The organism is Rhodococcus (subgen. Prescottella) equi, from assembly GCF_003013675.1.
Taxonomy (GTDB): Bacteria; Actinomycetota; Actinomycetes; order Mycobacteriales; family Mycobacteriaceae; genus Prescottella; species Prescottella equi.
Genome location: NZ_CP027793.1, coordinates 835682 through 853449 on the forward strand (window position 1 = coordinate 835682; position 17768 = coordinate 853449).

A 17768-nucleotide genomic window follows, 5' to 3' on the forward strand; every position below is an offset into this window, starting at 1 on the left:
GTCGACAGCCGCGGCGATGAGGCACCGACCGGCGCGAGGCCGGTCGACGTCACGGTTACGGGAGTGCGTAGATGAGTGCAGGCAGCAATCGCGAGGTCAGCTTGGAGGGCAAGGTCGCGATCGTGACCGGGTCGGGATCCGGTCTCGGACGGGCCGAGGCGATCGGTCTGGCCCAGTCGGGCGCTGCCGTGGTCGTCAACGACCTCGCGATCAACGACGCGGTCGAGTCCACGCTCGACGAGATTCGTACCCTCGGTGGCAAGGTCGAATTCGTCGCGGGTGACGTGGGCGAACGGTCCACGGCGGATGCCCTGATGTCGGCGGCCCAGGGCCTGGGCGGCGTCGACATCGTCGTCAACAACGCGGGAATCGTCCGCGACCGCATGCTTTTCGGCATGTCCGACGAGGAGTGGGATCTCGTCCTCAAGGTGCACCTGCGTGGTCACTTTCTTCTTTCCCGGAATGCGGCCACCCTCTGGCGCGACAAGTCGAAAGCCGACGGTGCCCCCGTCTACGGCCGACTGATCAACACGTCGTCGGAGGCGGGGCTGCTCGGGCCGGCCGGGCAACCGAACTACGGCGCCGCGAAGGCCGGCATCACCGCGCTGACGCTGTCGGCGGCGCGTGGCCTGTCGCGCTACGGCGTGCGGGCCAACGCCATCTGTCCTCGCGCGCGGACCTCGATGACGGAGTCCGTCTTCGGTGACGCCCCCGAGGGGCAGATCGATCCGCTCTCGCCCGAGCATGTCGCGGCGCTGGTCTCGTACCTGGCGTCCCCCGCCGCGGACAATGTCAACGGGCAGGTCTTCGTCGTCTACGGCCCCATGGTCGCGCTGATGGCCGCACCGGTCGTCGAGCAGCGCTTCGACGCGGACGCGCAGTGGACGCCTGCCGGTCTCGCCGACGAGATGGGCGCGTACTTCGACGACCGCGATCCCGAGCGCATGTTCTCGGCCTCCGAGGCGCTCAAGTCGCTGGGCTGATCGCGCCCTGCCCGGATTCGGACGATCCCGCAATTCCCCGCGTAACGGGGGATTGCGGGATTATCGATACAGCCGGTAGGAAAGGCGACAAGATGGGCTGGACGCCGGTGTGTCCCTCGGCGTCGCTCGGTCGGCAGCCGCTCCGGCGACGGTTCGCTGTGGAACGCTGTACTGGTGTCTAGAACCTGTTCCAGTTGGATGATCGCGACGAGATCTCGGAACGATAACCGAGGCTGCCGAGGCGCTGCGGTCGGTCATTCATCGTCGGTGCCGGCGCGGGCGCCTTCGACCTTCGCGCCCAACTCGTGTCCGTCGACGAAACTTCGCGCGTCTGCGCAGCTGAATGCGGGTGATCGTCCACCCTCGGTGAGCGTGCGAGAGCGCGCGGTCCGTCCCGCTCTCGGTGTCGCCCGGCCGCTTCTGCGTGGACTCCCGGCCGACTCCGGCCCTTGCTTGCGGTCGGTTTCAGGACGTGCCGTCGAAATCTTTGACAGGTGAACACGTTCTAGTTAATATGACCTGGGTCACAGAGCGTTTGTCCTGTTCGGACGCCCTGGGGGGTGCGTCGTGTCGCGAGTGCTCGCGGCCACGCATCGAACGTCCATGACAAGGATTTGTGAGGAGGGAAACGTGGTCGACCTCCTCGAGGTACCCCTGCGGGCGGCAGGCGGATTCTTCGCGATGTCGGCGGACACGCTGCGCGCGGTCTTCTCGCGCCCGTTCCAGCGGCGCGAGTTCGTCGATCAGGCGTGGTTCGTCGCGCGGGTCTCGATGGTTCCGACGGTGCTCGTCGCGATCCCGTTCACCGTTCTGGTGAGCTTCACGATCAACATCCTGTTGCGGGAGATCGGCGCGGCCGACCTCAGTGGGGCCGGTGCCGCTCTCGGCGCCGTCACACAGGTCGGCCCCATCGTCACGGTGCTCATCGTCGCGGGTGCCGGCGCCACCGCGATCTGCGCGGATCTCGCGGCCCGAACCATTCGCGAAGAGATCGACGCCATGCGCGTGCTGGGCATCAATCCGATCCACCGCCTCGTGGTGCCCCGTGTGCTCGCGTCGACCGTCGTCGCCCTGCTGCTCAACGGTCTCGTCTGCACGATCGGCATCCTCGGCGGCTTCCTCTTCTCGGTGTACGTCCAGGACGTCAACCCGGGTGCGTTCGTCAACGGCATCACGCTCCTCACCGGTTTCGGCGAACTGATGATCTCGATGCTCAAGGCTGGATTGTTCGGCATGATCGCGGGACTCATGGCCGCGTATCTCGGCATGAACGTTCGCGGTGGAGCGAAGAGTGTCGGTGACGCCGTCAACCAGACCGTCGTGTTCTCGTTCATGGCGCTGTTCGTGGTCAACGTTCTCGTCACCGCTGTCGGCATCAAGTTGACGTCCGGGTGAGCGACAGGGTGGTGAAGTAGATGGCTCTGGTGGCATCGGGACGTTTCGTCCGCACTCGACGGCGCATCGCGCGCACATCGCGCTCGGTGGACCGCGTTGGAGAGCAGGCGTTGTTCTTCTGGCGCGCGCTCGTGTGGGCGCCGCGCGCGCTCGTGCACTACAAGAAGGAAGTGCTGCGACTGATCGCCGAGATCAGCATGGGCACCGGCGCACTCGCGGTCATCGGCGGCACCGTGGTCATCGTCGGGTTCCTGACGCTGTTCACCGGTGGCACTATCGCCGTCCAGGGCTTCAGCTCGCTCGGAAACATCGGTGTCGAGGCACTCACGGGCTTCTTCGCCGCGTTCATCAACGTGCGTATCGCCGCACCGGTCATCGCTGGTATCGGACTGGCGGCCACCATCGGCGCGGGCTCGACCGCGCAGCTCGGTGCGATGCGTGTTTCCGAGGAGATCGACGCGCTCGAGTCGATGGCGATCCCGTCGGTTCCGTATCTGGTGTCGACCCGCGTGATGGCCGGCATGATCGCCATCGTCCCGCTGTACTCGCTCGCCGTGATCGCGTCGTTCGTGGCCAGCCGGTTCGCGACGGTGTTCCTCTACGACCAGTCACCCGGTGTCTACGACCACTACTTCTCGACCTTCCTGAACCCTACGGACATCCTGTGGTCGTTCGCCCAGGCCATCGCCATGGCGTTGGCCGTCATGCTCATCCACACCTACTACGGCTTCAACGCGAGTGGCGGACCGGTGGGTGTGGGCGTGGCGGTCGGCAACGCTGTCCGGGCCTCGCTCATTGCAGTCGTGACAGTGACCCTGTTGATCTCGCTGGCCATCTACGGCCAGTCCGGCAACTTCAACCTTTCGGGATAAGGCGGAGGAACGATGCCCGAAGCAAGGTGGAAGACGAAACTCGCGGCGGCCGTGATGGTGCTGAGCCTCGTCGCGATCGTCGTGGTGGCACTGACGATGTTCGTCGGTGGATTCACGAAGAGTGAGTCCGTTCTGGTGACGGCTCCACGTTCGGGTCTCGTGATGGATCCTGACGCCAAGGTGAAGATGCGTGGGGTGCAGGTAGGCAAGGTCGGTTCCGTGTCCTACACGGGTGACGGCGCAGAGCTGCAGCTCGACATGGACCCGTCGATGATGTCGAAGATCCCTGCCAACGCCACCGTCGAAATCGATTCGACAACGGTCTTCGGTGCCAAGTTCGTCAACTTCGTCGTACCTGAGGACCCGTCGCCGCAGTCGCTGCAGCCCGGCACCGTGATCAGTGCCGACAGCGTGACCGTCGAGTTCAACACGCTGTTCCAGCACCTCACTGAAGTCCTCGATCAGGTGCAGCCCGAGAAGCTCAATGCGACGCTGGGTGCACTGTCCTCCGCTCTGCGAGGCCGCGGCGAAGATCTCGGCATCCTGCTCGAACAGGGCGACCAGTACTTGAAGACGATGAATCCGACTCTGCCTCAGTTGGAGTACGACGTCCGAGCAACCGCAGAAGTCTCGAACATCTACGCGGACACCGCACAGGATCTGCTGAAGGTTGTCGAGAACGCGACCGGTACAAGTGGATCGATCGTCGAGGAGCAAGCGAACCTCGATCTCTTGCTGATGAATGTCACCGGGCTCGCGAACACGGGCAACGCTGTGCTTCGGGAGAACGAGGCCAACGCGGAGGCCGCGCTCGATTCGCTCACCCATACGACGACGCTACTGGGCGAGTATTCGCCCGAGCTGACGTGTTTCATCACCGGCCTGAACCAGGCTCGAATCAAGTTCGAGCCGATGACGGGTACCGGCAAGTACGCGTCGCTCATGCTCAGCACCAACTTCCTGCTGGGAGCGAAGGCGTACGAGGCGCCGGAGGAACTGCCGCGCGTCGCGGCGTCCGGCGGGCCGAACTGCTACGGGCTGCCGGGCTTCGACCCGAAGCGTGACGGAAATGCTCCGTTCGTCGTTGCGAACACCGCGCCCAGCCCTTACGTCCCGAGCGAACAGGCAAGCCTTTCGGTACCGACTCTCTTCCGGTTCCTGTTCGACGGCTACACCGAGGCGGATCAGTGACATGAGAGCCACAACAGTCAAGCTCCTGATCTTCGCCACCGTGATGGCGTTGATCTTCGCGGGTCTCGCAATCGTGTTCAGCCAGTTCAGATTCAGCAGCTCGGACGGCTACCACGCAACGTTCGCCGATGCCTCCGGGCTCAAGTCCGGAGACAAGGTTCGAATTGCCGGCGTACCTGTGGGATCGGTGAAGTCCGTCGATGTCGACGACGACAACCACGCCGAGATCAAGTTCTCGGTCGACTCGCAGTACACCCTGCTCTCGAGCACCAAGGCGACGGTGCGCTACGAGAACCTCGTCGGCGACCGGTACCTCGAGTTGCTCGAGGGGCAGGGCTCGGTGGAGCCGCTGCGTGCCGGTGGGGCTATCCCTCTCGAGCAGACTGCGCCGGCCCTGGATCTCGATCTTCTTCTCGGAGGGTTCAAGCCGTTGCTGCGCGGCCTCGATCCGAAGCAGGTCAACGACCTCTCGGCCGCGCTGCTTCAGGTGTTCCAAGGTCAGGGTGGAACACTCGTCTCGCTGCTCGGCAGTACCAGTTCCTTCACGAACACGCTCGCCGATCGGGATCAGCTGATCGGTGAGGTGATCACGAACCTGAACACGGTTCTGGGCACGATCAACGACAAGGGCGATCAGTTCTCGACCACAGTCGACCAGCTGCAGCAGCTCGTGAGCGGGCTCGCGCAGGATCGTGGCCCGATCGGTGAGGCGATTCCTCAGATCGCTGACGCGACAGGCTCGCTCGCAAGTCTGTTGCAGGGCACCCGCCCGGATATCCAGGCCATGATCGAGCAGACGAACCGGACGGCGAATCAGCTGGTCCTCGGCCAGGACGACATCGACAAGTCCCTGTCCCGCCTGCCGACGGACTACAAGAAGCTGATCCGGGTCGGTTCCTACGGTGACTTCTTCCAGTTCTTCCTGTGCCAGAACACCTTCAAGTTCACCGCGTCCGACGGATCGACGGTTGTTCTGCCTACGGCGGAACAGACCACGGGGAGGTGTGCAAAAGTCGAATGAGCCCACATCGTGAACGAAATCTGGTGCGGATCGGCGTCATCGGCGTGGCGGTTTCCGCTGCGGTCGTGCTGGCGACACTGCAGTACGACCAACTCCAGTTCCTCTCCGGTGGAGTGCGGTACTCGGCAGCCTTCTCGGAAGCGGGCGGTCTGACCGTCGGGGACAATGTCACCGTCGCCGGCGTCGACGTCGGCAAGGTCGACAAGGTCGAACTGGACGGACAGCAGGTACTCGTGACCTTCACGGTCTCGGAGGGCATCGTGCTGGGCGACGCCACCGGCGCCGACATCAAGACCAATACGGTGCTCGGCAAGAAGTCGCTCGCGGTGGCGCCCGAGGGTTCGGGAACCCTGCGCGTGGGTGAGACGATTCCGATCGAGCGCACCAACTCGCCGTACTCGCTCACCGATGCGCTCGGCGACCTCGGGAGCTCGATCTCGGAGCTGGACACCGATCAGCTCGACAAGTCTCTCGACGCGGTCTCCGGTGCGCTGCAGGACACCCCGCCCGAACTCCGGGCGGCGCTCGACGGCGTCTCGCGCCTTTCGAAGAGCATCAACGAGCGGGACGAGAGTCTGCTCGAGCTGTTGAAGCGCGCCGAGGGCGTCACCAAGGTGCTATCCGACCGCAGCGATCAGATCAACTCGTTGATCGTCGACGGCAACGAGCTGTTCGGTGAGCTGGAACGCCGCCGGGACGCGATCAACGAATTGATCGTCAACACGTCCGCGGTCTCACGTCAGTTGTCCGGTCTGGTCCAGGAGAATCAGGCGCAGATGGGGCCCACGCTCGACAACCTGAACCAGGCTGTGGCAGTTCTCCAGCGCAACAAGCAGAACATCGCGGACGCCCTCGACGGCCTGGGCCCCTACATCGGCGCACTGGGTGAAACCGTTGCCAGTGGACCGTACTTCAAGGCGTACGTATCCAACATCCTGCCGAGCATGTGGTGGAAGACCGCGCTCGACGCCGGGCTCGCACCCGACCAGTTGCCCCAGGACCTGCAGGATCTGATCCCTGAATCCAAGCCGTACACGAGGGAGCCGGGGCAATGATCTACGACTCGACAGGACCTTCGGAATCGACAATGGCCGAGGACGACGACGTGAATGCCTCGACGGAGTCCACGCCGCCGACGGAATCGATCGAGGACACGAAGGCCGAGCGGCCAGCGTGGCGCAAGTGGTTGGTGCCAGGTCTCGTGATCGCGCTCGTGGCCGCAGTCGGGCTCGGTGCTGCTGTCTTCTTGCTCCCGGGGCTCGGGAAGAACACCGTGTATGCACACTTCGTCTCCACGACGGGTCTTTACGAGGGCGACGATGTCCGGGTACTCGGGGTCAATGTCGGCACGGTCGAGAAGATCGAGCCCGGCGAGAACGACGCCAAGGTGACCATGTACGTCGACGACGACGTGCGTATACCCGCTGATGCGAAAGCTGTGATCGTCGCCCAGAACCTGGTGTCGTCGCGGTTCGTCCAGTTGACGCCCGTGTACGACGGAGGTGACGAAATGGCAGACGGTGCAACCATTTCGATCGATCGCACCGCCGTTCCGGTGGAGTGGGACGAGATCAAGACTGAGTTGACGAAACTCTCCACGGCACTCGGGCCGGAGGGGCTCGACGACCAGGGATCGCTGGCTCGGTTCATCGACACGGCCGGCGCGAACCTGGACGGGAACGGAGACGCGCTGCGGCGGACGCTGCGTCAACTGTCAGACACTATGCACACGCTGTCCGAGGGCCGCACCGATCTGTTCTCGACCATCCGAAACCTGCAGGCGTTCGTGTCTGCGCTGTCCTCGAGCAACCAGCAGATCGTCCAGTTCGGTGGCCGGCTCGCGTCGGTGTCGGACCTCCTCGCGACAAGCTCCGACGAGCTGGGAACCGCACTCAGCGATCTCAACCTGGCGGTGGGCGACGTGCAACGCTTCGTCGCGGACAACCGTGACGGGCTGTCCGAGTCCGTGCAGCGCCTCGCCGATGCGACGCAGGTTCTGGCGGACAAGCGTCCCGAGATCGAGCGGGTGCTTCATTCCGGCCCGACTTCGCTCGCGAACTTCTACCAAATCTACAAGCCGCAGCAGGGAAGCCTGACCGGCGCGATTGCCTTCAGCAACTTCCGTAACCCGATCGCGTGGGTCTGTGGTGCGGTGGAGGCCGCTGCTACTTCCACCTCGGAGCGGACCGCGGATTTGTGCAAGCAGCAGTTGGGTCCGGTGTTGGAGTCGATGACGATGAACTACCCGCCGATCCTGACGAACCCAGCCACCGGTGAGTTCGCTGCTCCCGGGGACATTCAGTCGACGGAACCCGGCCTCCCTACCGGTGCAGGCGTTGCTGCGGATGTGAAGAGTCCGTTGGACATGGCGCCCACCGCGACGGTGCCGAAGGATCTGACCGGGCTGATGCAGCCGGGAGGTGGACGATGAACACGTTCTCTACCACACGCCGGGCCGGTCTCACGGCGAGCTTGCTCGCCGCGACGCTCGTTCTGTCCGGATGTGAGTGGTCGGGCCTCAACTCGGTGCCGTTGCCCGGAACACAAGGCCGCGGCGACGGCGCTTACGAGGTCGAGATCCAGATGCCGAACGTGACTACGCTGACCCAGAATTCGCCGGTCCGTGTGGGGGACGTGACGGTTGGCAGTGTCTCGAAGATCGAGGTTCAGGGCTGGCACGCGCTGGTCACCGCGTCTCTCAACGGGGACGTCGATCTTCCGGCGAACTCGACCGCGAAGATCGGCCAGACCAGCCTGCTCGGCTCGGCTCATCTGGAGTTGGCTCCCCCTGCCGGGGAGGCGCCGAAGGGCAAGCTTGCCGACGGCGACGTGATCCCGCTCGAGCGCGCGGGTGTGTACCCGACCACAGAGCAGACCTTGTCGTCTCTGTCCGTGGTGCTCAATGGTGGTGGGCTGGCGCAGCTGCAGGACATCACGTCGGAACTGAACAAGGCACTGGACGGTCGTGAGGATTCAGTGCGAGACCTATTGCCGCAGTTGGATACCTTGGTCGGCAGTCTCGACCGCCAGCGCAACGAGATAGTGTCGGCGATGGAGGGGATCAACCGTCTGGCGGGTACCGCAGCAAAGCAGACCGACACCATCTCGAAAGCGCTGGACGAGATCCCGCCGGCGCTCGAGGTACTGGTCGATCAGCGGCAGGACATCACGAACGCATTGGTGTCGCTCGGCCAGCTCAGCGACGTCGCGAACCGTCTGATCGAGAAGAGCGGCGACGACTTCGCGACGAATGTCCGCGCACTCGTCCCGACACTGGCTGCGCTCGCCAACTCCGGGGAGAATTTGACCGGGGTTCTCGGAGTTCTGCTGACCTTCCCGTTCCCGCAGGCCGGACTCAACAACGTCATCCGTGGTGACTACACGAATCTCGCGATGACCATCGATCTAACGGCCCCGCGTCTCGAGCGGAACTTTTTGTTCCGAACCCCGATGGCGGGCCGTCTCGGCGGTCCCGAGGGCATTCTCGCCACCGCCGCGGGTGTCGCCGGACAGGCGCAGGACCCGCTCCGCGGGCCGCTGCAACCGCCTGCCGAACCCGCCGAATCCGAGGCGCCGGATGCGCCTGGGGCGGGCGGAATTCAGATTCCGGGCTTGCCTCCGATCAACATTCCAGGTCTACCGTTGGGGGAGCCGGCACCATGATGCTCTCGAAGTTCGTCAAGATTCAATTGGTGATCTTCTCGATCCTGACCGTGATCGGTCTGGTCGTGATGGCCACCCAGTACGTGCGGCTGCAGGACATGGCCGGTATCGGGCGGTACAAGGTGACCGTGGAGCTTCCCTCGACCGGCGGTCTGTACCGCAATGCGAACGTCACCTTCCGCGGAACAACCGTCGGTAAGGTCGAGGAAGTCAGGCTATCGGACAGTGGAGTCGAGGCGGTGCTCAACGTCGACTCCGCCTATGACATTCCGGCGAACGTCAACGCCGACGTCAGGAGCGTCTCTGCGGTCGGTGAGCAGTTCGTCGATCTGGTCCCGCCGGAGGACTCCAGCAGTAGCAATCAACTTGCGGGCGGGGACGTCATCCCCGTCAGCCGCACCAGCGTGCCGCAGGATGTCGGCGTGATGCTGGACCAAGCCGACGTATTGTTGGCGAGCATCTCGGACACCAGGCTCCGGACGGTGATCGACGAGTCGTTCAAGGCGTTCAACGGTTCCGGACCCGACCTGCAGCGTCTGATCGACTCCGCCCGGTTGTTCGTCGAGGAGGCGAACAAGAACAGCGACGCCACCAAGACGCTCATCGAACAGGCCGGTCCGTTGCTGGACACGCAGGTGGTGAGTAGCGATGCGATTCGTTCGTGGACAAAGGATCTGGTGACGTTCACGAACCAGCTCCGCACGAGCGATCGGGATCTGCGGGCCGTGATCGAGAAGGGGCCGGGAGCGGCGCAGGAGGCCAACCAGCTTCTGCAGGAGCTCCAGCCGACGTTGCCGCTCCTGCTCGCTAATCTCGTCAGTGTCGGAGAGGTCGGTGTCATCTACAACGCGGGCATCGAACAGATTCTCGTCCTGTACCCCCCGTTGACGGCGGCCCTGGCAACGTCTGCGGGAGGTGGCAATCCGAATGACGGCGCCCTTGTCGACTTTCATCTCCAACTGAACGACCCGCCGCCGTGCACGACGGGCTTCCTTCCGGCAGATCAGTGGCGCAGCCCAGCCGACGAGAGCCCAGCAGACACTCCCGGCGACCTGTTCTGCAAGATCGATCAATCCGACCCGAACGCAATTCGTGGTGCCCGGAACCTGCCTTGTATGGAGTACCCAGGTCGCCGGGCGCCCACCCCGGAGGCCTGCCGTAATGGATACGTGCCATTGGGCACCAACCCCTGGCAGGGGCCGCCGCAGCCCGTGGCATCCACTACCGACAAGCCGGCTGCCGGCCCTGTTTCGACAGGTGCCACGACGGCCGCCCGCCGGTACGATCCGGTGACGGGCACGTACATCGGCCCCGACGGAAGGACCTACTCGCAGCCGAATCTCGGTGGCAATGCGAGTCAGTCGTTGGAGGATCTGATGAAGGGCCAGCAAGGGCGATGACGATCGACAAGGCTGCTGAACGCGAGGTCGGCGGGCGGCAGAGCCGCCGGCGCGCTTCGCGTCCGGCGGGTCCCTCCGGGGCCGAGCCGACGAGTTCTCAAGTGACCACACCGGCGACCACGACACCATCGGTGCCGGAACCGGGCCGGACGGCGGAGAATCCGGCAACCACCGTGCCACCGCAGGGGACGGTGGCCCAGACACCTGAGCCGACTACCGTCGGGTCAGGCGTCACCGCCGCGGGCGAGGCGTCGTCGGCGGCGGCCGAGACCGATCCTGTCCCGAGCGAATCGCTCGGGAAGCGTTCGAAGGGACAGTTGGTCCTGGGCGTGTCGGCGGGCATCGTGATCATTGCGCTCGTCGCCGTGATCACGGTTCTCCTCGTGGATCGCAAGCAGGCATCCGACCTGGCCGCGGAACGGGAAAGGTACGTGGACATCGCCCGCGCCACTGCGATCAACATCAGTACGTTGCGCTCGGACTCGGCCAAGGAGGACCTCGACAAGCTGTTCGAGGGGACCACCGGCCCGCTGCGGGCGGACCTCGACGCGCGTCTCGAGGACTTCGCGAACGTGGTTTCCCAGCTCAACGTGAGCACGACCGGTGAGGTTGTCGAGGCGGGCCTCGAGAGCGAGGACGGCAACTGCAAGACGTCGCTCGTCGCCGTGAAGGCCAATCAGAAGAATGCCGACGAGGCCCCGGTGGACAAGTCGTTCCGGTTGCGCGTCGTGATCTGTGACGAGGGCGGCAAGCTGCTCGCATCGAATGTGGAGTTCGTGCCGTGAAAAGCAATGTGACGCAACTACAGAAAATCTTGACCGTCGTCGTCGCGATCACCGTCGCGGTGCTGGCGGGCGTGGCTGGTTGGCTGTACTGGGGCCCCGGCGGGATGCGCGAGACCGACGCGACCGAGCGGGCGCGCAGCGAGGTGCTCGACATCGTCGACGGCAAGGTCGTCGCAATGCTCGGGTACAACCACAACACTGCCCAGGACCAGTTGCACGCGGCCGCAGAGGGACTCACCGACGGATACAAGGCCGAGTACCTCGAGCTGGTCGACAAGACCATCGCTCCAGGTGCGAAGGAGAAGGCCATCGACGTCCAGGTGACATCGTCGGCCAAGTCCGTGGTCGAGGCGAGCCCGGACCGCGTCGTCACCTTGCTCTACCTCAACCAGATCACCACGAGTTCAGAGTCTCCGGAGGCTGTCAGCAGTGGCAGTCGTGTGCGAGTCGAGATGGTCAAGGACGGCGACGACTGGTTGATCAACTGGCTGACCCCGATCTGATCCCGATCTGACCTCGAACCGAAATGGGCTCCCGCGCAACGCGGGAGCCCATTGTCGTCGGTGCCGGGGTCCTACTCGGTGTACTCGCCGTCCGCGGGCAGCAGTGCCGGTCCGGCCACACCCTGCTGGGAGAGTGCGTCGAGGAACGAGCGGGCCCAGCGGTCCACGTCGTGCGCGAGGACCTGGCGGCGCAGGGCACGCATGTGGCGTCGACCGGCCTCCTTGTCCTGGTTCAGTGCTTCCTCCATCTTGTCCTTGACGTCGTCGAGGTCGTGGGGGTTGCACAGGAAGGCTTGACGGAGTTCGGCTGCGGCGCCGGTGAACTCGCTCAGCAGCAGCGCTCCGCCGAGGTCGCTGCGGCACGCGACGTACTCCTTGGCGACCAGGTTCATGCCGTCGCGCAGTGGTGTCACGAGCATGACGTCGGAGGCTACGAAGAACGCGATCAGTTCGTCCCGGCCGATGGGGCGGTGGATGTAGTGCACCACCGGTCGCCCCACCTCGGCGTACTCGCCGTTGATGCGGCTGACGGTCTGCTCGATCGCGCCGCGCATCTGCACGTAGCTCTCGACACGCTCGCGGCTGGGCGTTGCCAGCTGCACCATGACGGTGTCGGCGGGATCGATGCGTCCCTCCTGGAGGAGCTCGTACAGCGCGTCGAGGCGCACGTCGATGCCCTTGGTGTAGTCGAGCCGGTCGACGCCGAGCATGATGTGCTTCGGGTTGCCGAGTTCCTTGCGAATCTGCTTGGCGCGGTCGCGGATCGACTTGCGGCGCGACAGCTCGTCGAGCTTGCCGGAATCGATGGAGATCGGGAAGGCGCCGACGCGGACGGTGCGGAATCCGACCTGCACGACGCCGAGCTTGGAGCGGACACCGACAGTGCCCCGGGAGGTTTGCTGGCCGGCGAGGCGGCGGGCCAGGAACATGAAGTTCTGGGCGCCGCCGGGGAGATGGAATCCGATGAGGTCGGCGCCGAGCAGGCCCTCGACGATCTCGCGCCGCCACGGCATCTGCATGAACAGCTCGACCGGCGGGAACGGGATGTGCAGGAAGAACCCGATGGTGAGATCGGGGCGGAGCATCCGCAGCATCTTCGGCACCAGCTGCAGCTGGTAGTCCTGGATCCAGACGGTGGCGCCCTCCGCGGCGGCCTTCGAGGTGGCCTCGGCGAAACGCCGGTTCACCTCGACGTAGGCGTTCCACCATTCACGTCGGTACTCCGGCTTGACGATCACGTCGTGGTACAGCGGCCACAGAGTGGCGTTGGAGAAGCCCTCGTAGTAGTCGGCGACCTCTTGACCGCTGAGCGGCACGGGATAGAGGTCGAGACCGTCCTCGACGATGGGCTCGAGGTCGACGTCGGGGACGCCGGGCCAGCCCACCCACGCACCCTTGTTGCTGCGCAGGATCGGTTCGAGGGCGGTGACGAGCCCGCCGGGGCTGCGCTTCCAGCGGGTCGTACCGTCGGGAAGTCGTTCGAGGTCGACCGGCAGGCGATTGGCGACCACGACGAAGTCGGAGCCTCCGTGTACGGGGCCGGACTGGTCGGCGCCCGTCGCGCCCTCGGAACTTGTCGATAATTCCGAAGGCTCAGCCACGGATACCCCTACTCTTTCCTCGGTTGTGATGCGTCAGTCGAGCTTGGCGGTCGGTCCGATGCCGAGCATCGAGAGCAGCATGCGGCACTCGTCGGCATCCGTGGCGTAAGCGGCGACGACGCGCTGAGCCTGTCGAGCGGTCTCGTCGGCTACGGGTTCGAGGTCCTCGTCCGCGATGTCGTTCTCGGCGGTCGTCTTCGCGGCCATCTTGTTCCTTCCGGCTTGCTGCTTCACTAGCAGGTAGTTCCTGAGTGCGACTCTATGAGAACCGCACCGGTCGGCGCCACTCACCGCCGGGTTAGGGTCTACTTACCTACGCTGTTGTCGAGGGCTGGAGGGTTGATGGCAGGTGGTACCGCGGTTCTGCGCCGCACGCTGGCACGGAACCGGGGGCGTCTGCTCGCGGGGACGGCCCTGGTCAGCCTGCACCAGGTCGCCGAGACGGCGGTGCCGATCGCTATCGGTGTGATCGTCGACCGCGCGGTCGAGACCGGGGACGTCACAGCTCTGATCGTGTGGCTGTCCGCGCTCGCCCTCCTCTTCGTCGTGCTCACGTCGGCGTGGCGGTTCGGAGCGCGCTTCATCGTGCTGGCCGTGCAGCAGGAGGCACACCGACTCCGGGTGGAGGTCGCGGGCCGCATCCTCGACCCCCGCGGCGTGCGGACCGACCTGCGGGCGGGCGAGCTGTTGACGGTCTCGACGTCCGACGCCGACAAGGAAGCCTGGATCCTCGACGTCGTCCCCCGCGTCGCCGCGGCGCTCACCGCGATGGTGGCGTCGGCGATCGCGCTGCTGTGGATCGACGTGACACTGGGTCTGGCGGTACTCGTCGGCACACCCGTCATGCTCGGTCTGCTGCAGTTGGCGGCGCCGCTGATCACGCGCCGGGCGTCGGCGCAGCAGGCGACCACCGCACGGGCGGCCGGGATGGCCACCGATCTGGTGAGCGGCCTGCGCCCGCTGCGCGGGATCGGGGCGGAGGCGACGGCGGCGCGGCGCTACCGCGACGTCAGCCGCGACGCGTTGGCCGCGACGATGCGCGCCGCGAAGGCGACCGGCGTGTTCGTCGGGGTGTCGATGACGGTCAGCGCTCTGCTCGCAGTGTCCGTCGCCGGGTTCGCGGGCTGGTTCGCGCTCGACGGCCGCATCTCGGTCGGTGAGCTGATCACCGTCGTCGGACTGTCGCAGTTCATCGTGGAACCACTCGGGATGCTGTCCCGCGTCCCCGGCTTCTACGCGAACGCGCGGGCGTCGGCGGACCGGCTGGCGCTGGTGCTCGACGCCGAACCGCTGCTGCCGGCCGGCGGTACCGAGCCGTCGGGCGCGAGCGACGTGGAGCTGCGGGCGCTGTCCTACCGGTCGCTGGCCCGTGTCGACCTCACCGTCGCGCCGGGGGAACTGCTGGGCGTCGTGGCCTATCGGCCGGAGGATGCGGAAGCGTTCGCCGAAGTCCTGTCCGGACAGATTCCCCCCGATCGGTACGAAGGCGAGATCCGGGTGGGCGGCGTCGGTCTGGTGGATCTGGGGCTGCCGCACGCACGCCGTACCGTGCTGGTCGAACCGCACCACACCGACCTGTTCGCCGGGACAGTCCACTCCAACATCACCGCCGGGTCCCCGGACGCCGACCACGACGCGGTGCGGCACGTGCTGCGGGCGTCGGCAGCGGTCGACGTCGTCGACGCGCATCCTGCGGGCCTCGAGCACGAAGTGACCGACCGGGGCGCGAGCCTGTCCGGTGGGCAGCGCCAGCGTGTCGCGCTCGCCCGGGCGCTCGCGGCGCAAGCTCCCGTCATGGTGCTGCACGATCCGACCACCGCGGTCGACGCCGTCACCGAACACACGATCGCCGACGGCATCGCCGGCAGCCGGCACGGCGGTACCCGCACGCACTCGACGATCCTCGTCACCAGCAGCCCCGCCCTGCTGTCGGTGACCGACCGCGTGGTGGTCCTGGACGGCGGCCGCATCGTCGCCGAGGGCACCCACGCCGGGCTGTCCGCGTCCGACGAGAACTACCGGAAGGCGGTGCTGCGATGAGCGCGCCGGAGCAGCAGTTGCTGCCGATCGCGTCGGCGTCGGACAGTTGGCGCTGGCTGCGCGACGCGCTCGCCCGTCGGAAAGCTCTGGCGGCGCTGACGCTGCTCGCCGGACTGATCGCGGCGGGCGCCGCGGTGGTGCCGGTCTACGTGTTCGGCGTCCTGGTCGACCGGGTGCGTGAAGGGGCTCCGGCGTCGACGATCGTCGGCGTGGTCGCGGTCATCACGATCGCCGCGATCGTCGCGGGCGCGCTCACCGGACTCGGGTCGTATCTCATCGCCAGGCTGGGGGAGGGCGCGCTCGCCGGTCTGCGCGAGCAGGTGGTGGGGCGCGCGCTGCGCCTGCCCATCCCCACGATCGAACGGGTCGGCAAGGGCGATCTGCTCTCGCGCGTCGGCGACGACGTCGCGGTGATCGGCAAGGCCGTCGCGGACGTCGTCCCGAGCCTGGTGTCGTCGCTGCTGTTGGTGACGCTGAGCATGGCGACGATGGTGGGCATCGACTGGCGGCTGGGCTTGGCGGGCATGGTGGCGCTGCCGATGTACGTGCTCGCGCTGCGCTGGTACCTGCCCCGCTCGGGTCCGCTGTACGCGCAGGAGCGCGTGGCGATGGGCCGGCGGTCGCAGGCCCTCGTCAGCAGCATGCAGGGCGTGCGCACGGTCCGCGCGTACGGCCTCGAGGAACGACATCTGGCGGACATCGATCGGGCCTCGGGCGATGCGCGCGACCTCTCGGTGGGCGTGTTCGGATTGTTCACGCGCTTCGCCGGACGTGGCAACCGCGCCGAATTCGTGGGGCTCGCAGTAATTCTCGCGGTCGGTTTCGCGCTGGTGAAGCAGGACGTCGTGACCGTCGGCCAGACGACGGCGGCGGCGCTGCTGTTCCATCGTCTGTTCAACCCGATCGGTGCGCTGCTGTACACGTTCGACGAAGTGCAGTCCGCGGGTGCGAGCCTCGCCCGGCTCGTCGGCGTGCTGGAGATCCCGGAGTCGGAGGACGTCGGCACGGGCGCGGAGCCCGCCGACGCGTCCCTCGAACTGGCCGATGTTCGGCACAGCTACGACAGCGGCCACGAGGTGCTGCACGGCATCGACCTGCGCATCGCGCCGGGGGAGCGGGTGGCGCTGGTCGGATCGACGGGCGCCGGCAAGTCGACCCTCGCGGTTCTCGCAGCCGGATCGCTGCCACCGACGTCGGGGACAGTGCGGATCGGCGGGGTGCCGCTGGGCGAGCTGGGCGCCGGGTCGCTGCGCCGACATGTCGCGATCGTCAGCCAGGAGGTGCACGTGTTCGCGGGGCCGTTGGTCGAGGACCTGCGCCTTGCGCGCCCGGACGCCTCCGACGCGGAGGTGACCGATGCGCTCGACACGGTCGGCGCGTCGTCGTGGGTGAACGCGCTCGACGACGGACTCGACACCGTGGTCGGCGAGGGTGGTCACACGCTCACCGCGGCGCAGGCGCAGCAACTGGCACTCGCCCGGCTGGTGCTGGCCGACCCTGCCGTCGCGATCCTGGACGAGGCGACCGCAGAGGCGGGCAGCGCCGGTGCCCGCGAACTCGAGCGCGCCGCGGACGCTGCCACCCGGGGCCGGACGACGCTGGTCGTCGCGCACCGGCTCACCCAGGCGGCGTCCGCCGACCGCGTGGTGGTGCTCGAACGGGGCCGGATCGTCGAACAGGGCACGCCCGCCGAACTGGTTTCGGCGGGTGGGCGTTACGCGCAGCTGTGGGCGGCGTGGCAGGGCGCGGACGAGCGGGCCGTCTCGGCCACCTAGCGGTCCTCGGAAACGTGGTCCAGAAGGTCGTCGAGGGAATCGAACTCGACGACCTCGGCGTCGTCGTCCTTGTCGTCGATGCAGACCCCGTCGACCGCGAGTTGCTCGTCCAGCTGTACCCGGATCCAGCTGTCGGGGAACTGCTTCGGCGCGGCGAAGGACAGCAGGAGCGCGTCGTGGAAGACGACGGTGGACGTCAGCGACAGGTCGTCGCGCAGGTCGGTCGGTTCGTGGACCGGCGCATCGCCGACCGCCTCCTCGATCTCCTCGGCGACCGAGTCGACGATCCGGAGCCACTGCTCGGGCGTGACGGTCAGGAGTCGGTCGACGGCGGCCAGGAGCACACCGGTGTCCGGGACGGGCCGGTCGTCGAGTTCGGGGTCGACGTTGACGGTGACCTCGGTGCCGGCGGCGGCCACCCGGGCGGTGCCGAAGACGAATCCGTCGCCCACCTGCGGCGCTGTGAGCAGTCCGCTTCCGGCGATCTCGTCCCGCAGTCGGGCAATCGAATCCATCGGGCCGGGCCTTTCGAAGATGCC

Annotated in this window: 16 protein-coding genes; 13 read left to right on the forward strand and 3 right to left on the reverse strand. The window is 66.4% G+C overall.

All coding sequences use genetic code 11. From position 1 onward, the window contains the following. The first annotated feature begins 71 nt into the window (after nucleotides 1-71). From C7H75_RS03905 to C7H75_RS03955, 11 genes are all read left to right on the forward strand, one after another. On the forward strand, nucleotides 72-983 hold the full coding sequence (locus C7H75_RS03905) for a 3-oxoacyl-ACP reductase (protein ID WP_084843928.1): 912 nt from the start codon (nucleotides 72-74) through the stop codon (nucleotides 981-983). Nucleotides 984-1613: 630 nt separating this feature from the next. Then, complete coding sequence (locus C7H75_RS03910) at nucleotides 1614-2378, forward strand: MlaE family ABC transporter permease (protein WP_037084611.1); 765 nt, start codon at nucleotides 1614-1616, stop codon at nucleotides 2376-2378. A 20-nt stretch (nucleotides 2379-2398) separates the two neighbouring features. After that, on the forward strand, nucleotides 2399-3250 hold the full coding sequence (locus tag C7H75_RS03915) for an MlaE family ABC transporter permease (protein WP_013414883.1): 852 nt from the start codon (nucleotides 2399-2401) through the stop codon (nucleotides 3248-3250). Between the two features lie 12 nt (nucleotides 3251-3262). Continuing rightward, entirely contained in the window at nucleotides 3263-4441 is a 1179-nt protein-coding gene (locus tag C7H75_RS03920; RefSeq protein ID WP_005515518.1) for an MCE family protein, read from the forward strand. Between the two features lies 1 nt (nucleotide 4442). Then, nucleotides 4443-5462: an MCE family protein gene (locus C7H75_RS03925; protein WP_005515517.1), complete on the forward strand. Its 1020-nt coding sequence runs from the start codon at nucleotides 4443-4445 to the stop codon at nucleotides 5460-5462. Then, on the forward strand, nucleotides 5459-6517 hold the full coding sequence (locus C7H75_RS03930; protein ID WP_013414884.1) for an MCE family protein: 1059 nt from the start codon (nucleotides 5459-5461) through the stop codon (nucleotides 6515-6517). The genes C7H75_RS03925 and C7H75_RS03930 overlap by 4 nt, the downstream gene beginning before the upstream one ends. 32 nt (nucleotides 6518-6549) lie before the next feature. Beyond that, nucleotides 6550-7893 carry an MCE family protein gene (locus C7H75_RS03935; RefSeq protein ID WP_005515515.1) on the forward strand — a complete coding sequence of 448 codons (1344 nt, stop codon included), beginning with the start codon at nucleotides 6550-6552 and terminating at the stop codon, nucleotides 7891-7893. After that, on the forward strand, nucleotides 7890-9125 hold the full coding sequence (locus C7H75_RS03940) for an MCE family protein (protein ID WP_106850957.1): 1236 nt from the start codon (nucleotides 7890-7892) through the stop codon (nucleotides 9123-9125). The genes C7H75_RS03935 and C7H75_RS03940 overlap by 4 nt, the downstream gene beginning before the upstream one ends. Beyond that, nucleotides 9122-10525 carry an MCE family protein gene (locus tag C7H75_RS03945; RefSeq protein WP_005515513.1) on the forward strand — a complete coding sequence of 468 codons (1404 nt, stop codon included), beginning with the start codon at nucleotides 9122-9124 and terminating at the stop codon, nucleotides 10523-10525. The genes C7H75_RS03940 and C7H75_RS03945 overlap by 4 nt, the downstream gene beginning before the upstream one ends. Before the next feature lie 101 nt (nucleotides 10526-10626). Further along, entirely contained in the window at nucleotides 10627-11310 is a 684-nt protein-coding gene (locus C7H75_RS03950; RefSeq protein ID WP_232285930.1) for an Rv1363c family protein, read from the forward strand. A gap of 29 nt (nucleotides 11311-11339) precedes the next feature. Beyond that, nucleotides 11340-11813 carry a mammalian cell entry protein gene (locus tag C7H75_RS03955; protein WP_217627050.1) on the forward strand — a complete coding sequence of 158 codons (474 nt, stop codon included), beginning with the start codon at nucleotides 11340-11342 and terminating at the stop codon, nucleotides 11811-11813. Nucleotides 11814-11884: 71 nt separating this feature from the next. On the opposite strand, the gene C7H75_RS03960 is transcribed toward C7H75_RS03955, so the two are convergent. Together C7H75_RS03960 and C7H75_RS25860 are read right to left on the reverse strand one after the other, a co-directional pair. Continuing rightward, nucleotides 11885-13414: an alpha,alpha-trehalose-phosphate synthase (UDP-forming) gene (locus tag C7H75_RS03960; RefSeq protein WP_013414890.1), complete on the reverse strand. Its 1530-nt coding sequence runs from the start codon at nucleotides 13412-13414 to the stop codon at nucleotides 11885-11887. Between the two features lie 33 nt (nucleotides 13415-13447). After that, on the reverse strand, nucleotides 13448-13621 hold the full coding sequence (locus C7H75_RS25860) for a hypothetical protein (protein ID WP_005515507.1): 174 nt from the start codon (nucleotides 13619-13621) through the stop codon (nucleotides 13448-13450). Nucleotides 13622-13756: 135 nt separating this feature from the next. Between C7H75_RS25860 and C7H75_RS03965 the strand changes: the two genes are divergently transcribed. Next, on the forward strand, nucleotides 13757-15454 hold the full coding sequence (locus C7H75_RS03965; RefSeq protein ID WP_106850959.1) for an ABC transporter ATP-binding protein: 1698 nt from the start codon (nucleotides 13757-13759) through the stop codon (nucleotides 15452-15454). Next, nucleotides 15451-17229, forward strand: a complete 1779-nt coding sequence (locus C7H75_RS03970; RefSeq protein ID WP_106850960.1) for an ABC transporter ATP-binding protein — start codon at nucleotides 15451-15453, stop codon at nucleotides 17227-17229. The genes C7H75_RS03965 and C7H75_RS03970 overlap by 4 nt, the downstream gene beginning before the upstream one ends. Here the strand turns inward: C7H75_RS03970 and C7H75_RS03975 are convergent. After that, nucleotides 17226-17744 (reverse strand): cytochrome C5, encoded by a 519-nt coding sequence (locus C7H75_RS03975; RefSeq protein WP_013414894.1) that lies wholly within the window; start codon nucleotides 17742-17744, stop codon nucleotides 17226-17228. The two genes, C7H75_RS03970 and C7H75_RS03975, sit on opposite strands and share 4 nt — an antisense overlap. Nucleotides 17745-17768: the final 24 nt, after the last annotated feature.

Bases quoted from the DNA above. Each gene is read 5' to 3' on its own strand.
- C7H75_RS25860 (WP_005515507.1), bottom strand. From the start codon at position 13,621: ATGGCCGCGAAGACGACCGCCGAGAACGACATCGCGGACGAGGACCTC.
- C7H75_RS03970 (WP_106850960.1), top strand. From the start codon at position 15,451: ATGAGCGCGCCGGAGCAGCAGTTGCTGCCGATCGCGTCGGCGTCGGAC.
- C7H75_RS03920 (WP_005515518.1), top strand. From the start codon at position 3,263: ATGCCCGAAGCAAGGTGGAAGACGAAACTCGCGGCGGCCGTGATGGTG.
- C7H75_RS03915 (WP_013414883.1), top strand. From the start codon at position 2,399: ATGGCTCTGGTGGCATCGGGACGTTTCGTCCGCACTCGACGGCGCATC.
- C7H75_RS03940 (WP_106850957.1), top strand. From the start codon at position 7,890: ATGAACACGTTCTCTACCACACGCCGGGCCGGTCTCACGGCGAGCTTG.
- C7H75_RS03965 (WP_106850959.1), top strand. From the start codon at position 13,757: ATGGCAGGTGGTACCGCGGTTCTGCGCCGCACGCTGGCACGGAACCGG.
- C7H75_RS03925 (WP_005515517.1), top strand. From the start codon at position 4,443: ATGAGAGCCACAACAGTCAAGCTCCTGATCTTCGCCACCGTGATGGCG.
- C7H75_RS03975 (WP_013414894.1), bottom strand. From the start codon at position 17,744: ATGGATTCGATTGCCCGACTGCGGGACGAGATCGCCGGAAGCGGACTG.
- C7H75_RS03935 (WP_005515515.1), top strand. From the start codon at position 6,550: ATGGCCGAGGACGACGACGTGAATGCCTCGACGGAGTCCACGCCGCCG.
- C7H75_RS03905 (WP_084843928.1), top strand. From the start codon at position 72: ATGAGTGCAGGCAGCAATCGCGAGGTCAGCTTGGAGGGCAAGGTCGCG.
- C7H75_RS03945 (WP_005515513.1), top strand. From the start codon at position 9,122: ATGATGCTCTCGAAGTTCGTCAAGATTCAATTGGTGATCTTCTCGATC.
- C7H75_RS03930 (WP_013414884.1), top strand. From the start codon at position 5,459: ATGAGCCCACATCGTGAACGAAATCTGGTGCGGATCGGCGTCATCGGC.